This window comes from Microvirga sp. CF3016 (assembly GCF_036314085.1).
GTDB lineage: Bacteria > Pseudomonadota > Alphaproteobacteria > Rhizobiales > Beijerinckiaceae > Microvirga.
This window is the reverse complement of sequence record NZ_JAYGGM010000005.1, coordinates 374,203-380,848: the sequence shown is the minus strand read 5'-3', so window position 1 is coordinate 380,848 and position 6,646 is coordinate 374,203. Positions and strand designations below refer to the sequence as shown.

Sequence of the window (6,646 nt, the reverse complement as noted above, 5' to 3'; positions counted from 1 at the left end):
GGGCATTCCCGCAGCGCCTCCGGCCGCCCGGCCAACCCCGCCCGCGCCCGCTGCGGCGCCATCGGCACCGGCCGCTCCCACGGCACCAGCCCCAGCAACCCGCGCTCAGCCGACGGCTCCCCCACCTGCGGCGCCAGCCCCGCAGGCGCCTGGACGCCTCGCACCTCAGCAGGCGGCCCCCGGCCGCGCCGAGCCGCTTGATCCGTCGCGGGTCCGCATTGAGGATCTGCGCGGCCAGCGCCGCGAGCGGCGCGACGGCAATCGGGTCATCATCGAGGAGCCCGGTAACCGGACCATCATCCGTGAGGGTAATCAGGTCATCATCCGGCACGACGAGACGGAGCGGTTCCGCCGCACCTATCGCGATGCGGATGTCCGCGTCGAACGCCGTGGTGCCGACGAGGAGGTCACCATCGTCCGCCGTCCCGACGGCTCGGAGATCGTCACGGTTCGAGACGAGTACGGCAACCTGATCCGCCGCTCGCGGCGCGAATCAGCAGGCCGCGAGGTGGTGCTGATCGAGAACAGGCGCGGAGACCGCCGTCCGACCGGCTACGGATATACCGAAGAGGAGGTCGTGCGGCTGCCGCCGCCGGTCGTTCGCATCCCCCGCGAGCAGTACATCGTGGATGTGGAGGACGCCTCCCAGGAGGACCTCGTCGAGGCATTCACTGCGCCTCCCGTAGAGCGGATCGAGCGGTCCTATACGCTCGACGAGGTTCGCCGCAGTCAGCCGCTGAGGGAACGCATGCGTCGGGTCGACGTGGATACCGTGACCTTCGAGTTCGGCTCCTGGGAACTGGCTGGAGATCAGGCCGGAGCTCTGACGGGCATTGCCCAGGCGATCCGCTCCGCCCTGTCTCGAAACCCCAACGAGATCTTCCTGATCGAAGGCCACACAGATGCCGTCGGCGCGGACGAGGACAATCTGACCCTCTCCGATCGACGGGCGGAAACCGTTGCGACCATCCTCACGGAACGCTTCCAGATCCCAGCCGAGAACCTGACGACCCAAGGCTACGGCGAACAGTACCTGAAAGTGGACACGCAATCGCCCGAGCGGCAGAACCGCCGCGTGGCCATGCGCCGGATCACACCGCTGCTGCAGGGTCAGAACCAGCAATAAGACGATGGACCGGGAGGAGAAATCCTCCCGGTTTCCATTCGACCATCATTCCGGAAGACCGGCCAGACGCAGGCCTTCCGCGAAGCGGGCCATGGTTTCCTGGCTGAAGGCCATAGCCTCGATGATGGCGGAAATACTGATCCCGGGATAATGCTTCACCAGTTCGCCGACGCTCTCCCGTGCGCGCTCAAGATCGCCCGCCAGGGCATAGGATGGCGCGAGGGTCCGATGGACCCAGGTGGCACTCGGTTTTGCCCGCCATCCCTTTTCCTGCCACAGCGCCGCCTGATCGTATCGCTTCGCAATGAAGTGAGCGCAACCTATGCCCACGTCGCAGTTGAAGGCCATCGGATCGAAGGGGCTCAGACGCAATGACCGCTCGAAGTGCAGGATCGCGACCTCCGGGTCGTGCTGGTAGTTGTGCAGCCATCCGCTCCGGTTCCACGCCCAGGCGGAGTTCGGATCCAAAGCGAGTGCCCGCTCCAGCATCGACCCTGCCCGCTGATATTCCCTGGTAATCGTCAAGGCGGCGCCGAGTACCGTCAGAATGAACGGGTCGTCATGGGCGATTGCGGCGGCGGCCTGCGCCAGACGCAGGGTCTCGCGCTTGTCTTCCGGTACACTCTTCGACCAGTTGTAGACGATCTTCTGTCCGTGGCACCACGCCGCCAGGGACAGGGCAAGCGAATAGCCCGGATCGAGCAGAAGCGCCTTGTCGATGAGCCGCGTCGCCTCCCTGTTCGCCTCGAATTCTAGCGCCCAGACGTAAGGCAAGGCGCGCATGACGAGATCATAGGCATCGAGATTTTCCGGGCGTTTGCGCCGCGCCCGCTCGATCTCCGCGGCCCGGATGGAAGGTTGGATCGACCCGACGACGCTCGTGGTGATCTGATCCTGAAGGTCGAACACGTCCGCAATGACGCCATCGTAGTGCTCGGCCCAGAGATGCATTCCGCTGATGGCATCGACCAGCTGCGCGGTGATCCGGATCTTCTCGCCAGAGCGCCTGACGCTGCCTTCGAGCACATACCGGACGCCGAGCTCGCGCCCGATCTGCTGGACGCTCACGTTCCGACCTTTGTAGGCGAAAGTGGAATTGCGGGCGATGACGAAGAACGATCGGAACCGCGACAGGGCCGCGATGATGTCCTCGACGATGCCGTCCGCGAAGTATTCCTGGTCGGGATCCTTGCTGAGGTTGACGAAGGGAAGAACGGCGATGGACGGCTTGCCCAGCAGGGAGGCGGCGGAGCGCGCTTCCGACGGCAACACGGACGGGTCCAATCCGGCCAGGAGGCAATAAACCTTGACGAGTCTCCCGATATTCTTGAAGCGATGCTCGCCGTGATCCTCGAAGGGATACGGCAGCTTGTCTCTCACCTCCTCATGTACTTTTCCGGACAGGCAGATCCCGCCAGGTAGCGCCATCTTCTGCAAGCGCGAGGCGATGTTCACTCCATCTCCGAAGATGTCCCCGTCATCCTCGACGATGATGTCGCCGAGATTGATCCCGATCCGTAATTGAAGCGGTTTCGGATGCTCTCCGCCGGAAGCCCGGGACACTGCTTCCTGGAGATCGACGGCGCAGCGAACCGCCTCGACGGGACTCGAGAACTCGCACAGGAAACCGTCACCGATCGTCTTCACCAGACGGCCGTGGTGAGAGCCGATCTTCGGCTCGATAACTTTCCGCCGCAGGTCCCTCAGACGGGCAAGCGTGCCCTCCTCGTCTTTGGACATGAGATCTGAATAGCCCACCACGTCAGCAGCGAGGACAGCAGCGAGACGTCTCTGCGCCGTCTTGTCGGAAGAGCTGCTCATGGCCTCTCCAGAACGTCGACGTCGGCACTGATGGGCTACTTCGGAAGGTCAAACCAGGGAACGACCCGCCTACCTACAATCCTTTCAGGATAAAGCCTTACGGCTGATCTGGTTGCGTTCAAACAACGATTGAAATCGGTGAAAATCATCAAGGTCGGGATGATCTTGAGACTTCTTGCAGGAGAACCGAATTTTTCCCTGCACATGCGGAAGGTCGCGAACCCCATGGGCTGGAATACTGGGTTTCTAAGACCTTAGGAGAACATCCCTCAAGTATTCTGTGTTTTTTAACCCTTTAAAGTGACGTTGGGTTAAGAACATAAAGACGAGGGAGCCCGATGATGTTCGGTATTCTGCGGCGCGCTCAACAGATCGACGCTTCTGATCATGCCGTTTCGATCGTCCCGGAGGAGCCGACGGCGGCAGCTATGCGCGAGAGCCGTCTCGACACGGAGGTCATGGATACGCTGGAGGCCGATGTCCTGAAGGCGATCCATGGGGTCACGCAGGCCATCGCGGTGGCGGCCGCCGACGTCGCGGCGGTCGAGAAGGATCTCGCCGAGATCCGCGCCCATGCCGGAGATCTTGCCTCATCGGGCCGAACGGCCTCGGAGGAGACCCTCTCGCTCGCCTCCTCGACCGAGGAACTGGCCGTCACCTCGGCCGAGATCGGCCGCGCGATGGATCATGCGAGCGAGCGGATCGACAACGCAGTCCAGGCCGCCCGGAAGGCGAGCGCCCTCATCACGCAGCTTTCGGCCGCCACGGCAGAGATCGTCGGCATTGTCGACACGATCTCGACGGTGGCCCGGCAGACCAACCTTCTGGCGCTGAATGCCACCATCGAGGCCGCGCGGGCCGGTGAGGCCGGCAAGGGCTTCGCCGTCGTGGCCTCCGAGGTGAAGGTCCTGTCCACCCAGACCGCCCGGGCCGCCGACGACATCCGCCTGCGGATCGACCACCTGCGCGAGACGGCGCAGGCCTCCACGAGTGCCGTCGCGGAAGTGGTGGAGGTGATCCAGAGCGTCGGCCCCGTCTTCGACACGGTGCGCCATGCGGTCGGCGAGCAGAATGCAGCCATCGGCGAGGCCTCCCGCCTGGCGAGCGTGACCTCCGGCAGCGTCGGCAAGGTGAGCCAGTCGGCGGGCGAGGTGGACGCCATCTCCCTCGATGCCAGCCACAGGGCCCATCAGGCGGACCAGGCTACGAAGACCGCGGACGGGCTGGCGAAGGCCCTGGGGCAGCGCTTCGTCACCGTCATGCGACAGAGCGAGCTCGGCGACCGGCGACAATCGGACCGCCTGCCGGTCGATCGTCCTGCGACGATCCGGATCGGGGGACGCAGCGCCTCCACGCGGCTGATCGACATCAGCCACGGCGGTGTCCTGCTCGCGTCCGTCGCCGACCTGCGCATCGAAGCCGGCATCAGGGTAGAGATCGAGGTCCAACCGATCGGCCGCGTCGGACTCCGCGTCGTGGCGACGAGCACCATGGGCGTCCATTGCGCGTTCGACCAATGCGATGCCGAGACCCGGGCCCGGATCGACGGGTTCATCGCGCAGGTCGAGGCGACCTTCAGACCTCGCATCCTGCTCGTGCAGGAGACCGCCCGTCAGGTCGAGGCGCTGATCGAGCAGGCGGTGTCGGACGGCACCGTCGCGCGCGAAGCGGTGTTCGACACGGATTACAAGCAGATTTCCGGCACCGATCCGGTTCAATACGCCACCGCCTACCTGCCGGTCTTTGAGCGGATCCTGCCGTCGGTTCTGGAGAAGGTTCTGGCCTCGGATCCGTCGATGGCCTTCTGCCTCGCCATCGACCGGAACGGCTATATCCCGGTCCACAACAGGCTCTACTCGCAGCCTCAGCGAGCGGGCGATCCGGTGTGGAACGCGGCCAATGCCCGCAACAAGCGCATCTTCGACGACCGCGCCGGCATCACGGCCGCCCGATCCACGCGCCCCTTCGTCGTCCAGGCCTATGCGCGCGACATGGGCGGCGGCAAGATCGTCATGATGCAGGAGGTGGACGCCCCGATCCGCATCCTCGGGCGCCACTGGGGCGGGCTGAGAACCGCCTACAAGAGCTAGCCCCGTGGAAACTCCAGGCCCATCTCGCGGTAGCGCTCGGGATCGTCGCTCCAGTTCTCGCGCACCTTCACGAAGATGAAGAGGTGCACGGGGCTTTCCGCGATCTCGGCAATCTCCTTGCGGGCCGCCTGACCGATGGCCTTGATGGTCTGCCCGCCCTTGCCGAGGACGATCTTGCGCTGGCTGTCGCGCTCCACGAACACGGTCTGCTCGATGCGAACCGAGCCGTCGGGACGCTGCTGCCACTGGTCCGTCTCGACGGTGGACTGGTAGGGCAGCTCCTCGTGCAGGCGCTCGTAGATTTTCTCGCGGGTGATCTCGGCGGCCAGCATCCGCAGCGGCGCGTCGGAAATCTGATCCTCCGGATAGAGCCAATGGCCTTCCGGCATCATGGCGGCGAGCTGGCGCTTCATCGTGTCGATCCCGTCGCCCTTCAGGGCCGAGATCATGAAGGTATGCGCGAACGGCACCTGCTCGTTGAGCCTGGAGGCCATGTCGAGAAGCTTCGAGCGCTCGATCAGGTCGATCTTGTTGAGGATGAGCACCTTGGGCTGCTTCAGCTCGGGCAGCTTACCGAGGATCGCCTCGGCCTCCTCGTCGACGCCCTTGCGCACGTCGAGCAGGAGCGCGATCACGTCCGCGTCGCCTGCCCCGCCCCAAGCCGACGTGACCATCGCGCGGTCGAGACGGCGCTTCGGCTTGAAGATGCCGGGCGTGTCCACGAAGACGATCTGCGCATCGCCTTCGATGGCGATGCCGCGCACCAAGGCGCGGGTCGTCTGCACCTTGCGGGACACGATCGAGACCTTGGACCCGACGAGCGAGTTCAGGAGCGTCGACTTGCCCGCATTCGGCGCCCCGATGAGAGCGACGAAACCGGCCTTGGTGTTGGTTTGCTCAGGCTGTTCCATGCTCGTCCTCCGTCCACACGCCCTCTCTCAAGAGAAGGCTTCGCGCCGCAGCCTGTTCCGCGACGCGCTTCGAAGCGCCCTGGCCGAATGCGCCTTCACTGCCCTTCACCTTCACCACGACCCGGAACCTGGGGGCGTGATCGGGGCCTGTCTGCTCGGCTATGGAATAAGTCGGCGGCGGGAGTCCCCTCCCTTGAGCCCATTCCTGAAGGGCGCTCTTGGGGTCGCGCAGGGGCCGGCGGGGCGCCTCCAGAAGGGATTGGAACGAGCGCTCCACAAGGTTGCGGGCGGCCTCGTAGCCGCCGTCGAGGAAGACGGCGCCGATGATCGCCTCGCAGACATCGGCCAGGATGGTCTGGTTGCGTCGCTCGCCCGAATGGGCCTCGCCGGCGCCGAGCTTGAGGTAGGGCCCCACATCCCAGGCGATGGCGATCTCGGCGCAGCTTTCGCGGCGCACGAGTTCCGCCAGGCGCCGGGACAACTCGCCCTCCGGCGCGGATGGGAAGGTCTTGAAGAGCAGCTCGGCGATGGCGAGACCGAGCACGCGATCCCCTAAGAACTCCAGTCGCTGGTAACTCTGGCCCGCAGCCTGGGGGGCGCTGACATGGGTTAGCGCCTCGTCCAGGAGTTCGGGCTTTTCAAAGCGGTAGCCGAGCTTCTTCAGAAGCTCGTCGAGATTCGGCTTGCGGCGTGCCACG

Annotated in this window: 5 protein-coding genes; 2 read left to right on the top strand and 3 right to left on the bottom strand. The window is 64.9% G+C overall.

Features of this window, described 5'->3' with window-relative positions; translation table 11 throughout:
* Positions 1-1,126 (top strand): OmpA family protein (locus tag VB672_RS10135; RefSeq protein ID WP_329784062.1); only part of this gene is annotated, 1,126 nt, incomplete at its 5' end.
* A gap of 45 nt (positions 1,127-1,171) precedes the next feature.
* Here the strand turns inward: VB672_RS10135 and VB672_RS10130 are convergent.
* Positions 1,172-2,947, bottom strand: a complete 1,776-nt coding sequence (locus tag VB672_RS10130; protein WP_329784061.1) for an adenylate/guanylate cyclase domain-containing protein — start codon at positions 2,945-2,947, stop codon at positions 1,172-1,174.
* 338 nt (positions 2,948-3,285) lie between these two features.
* On the opposite strand from VB672_RS10130, the gene VB672_RS10125 reads away from it, so the two are divergent.
* Positions 3,286-5,037 carry a methyl-accepting chemotaxis protein gene (locus tag VB672_RS10125; RefSeq protein WP_329784060.1) on the top strand — a complete coding sequence of 584 codons (1,752 nt, stop codon included), beginning with the start codon at positions 3,286-3,288 and terminating at the stop codon, positions 5,035-5,037.
* Here the strand turns inward: VB672_RS10125 and era are convergent.
* Together era and rnc are read right to left on the bottom strand one after the other, a co-directional pair.
* The gene (era, locus tag VB672_RS10120; RefSeq protein WP_329784059.1) at positions 5,034-5,948 is read right to left on the bottom strand and encodes a GTPase Era; all 915 of its coding nucleotides are present in this window, start codon (positions 5,946-5,948) and stop codon (positions 5,034-5,036) included. The two genes, VB672_RS10125 and era, sit on opposite strands and share 4 nt — an antisense overlap.
* Positions 5,935-6,645, bottom strand: coding sequence for a ribonuclease III (gene rnc / locus VB672_RS10115; RefSeq protein WP_329784058.1), 711 nt, complete (start codon positions 6,643-6,645; stop codon positions 5,935-5,937). Before rnc ends, era begins: the two co-directional genes overlap by 14 nt.
* Position 6,646 lies beyond the last annotated feature (1 nt).

Bases quoted from the DNA above. Each gene is read 5' to 3' on its own strand.
- VB672_RS10130 (WP_329784061.1), bottom strand. From the start codon at position 2,947: ATGAGCAGCTCTTCCGACAAGACGGCGCAGAGACGTCTCGCTGCTGTC.
- VB672_RS10125 (WP_329784060.1), top strand. From the start codon at position 3,286: ATGATGTTCGGTATTCTGCGGCGCGCTCAACAGATCGACGCTTCTGAT.
- era (WP_329784059.1), bottom strand. From the start codon at position 5,948: ATGGAACAGCCTGAGCAAACCAACACCAAGGCCGGTTTCGTCGCTCTC.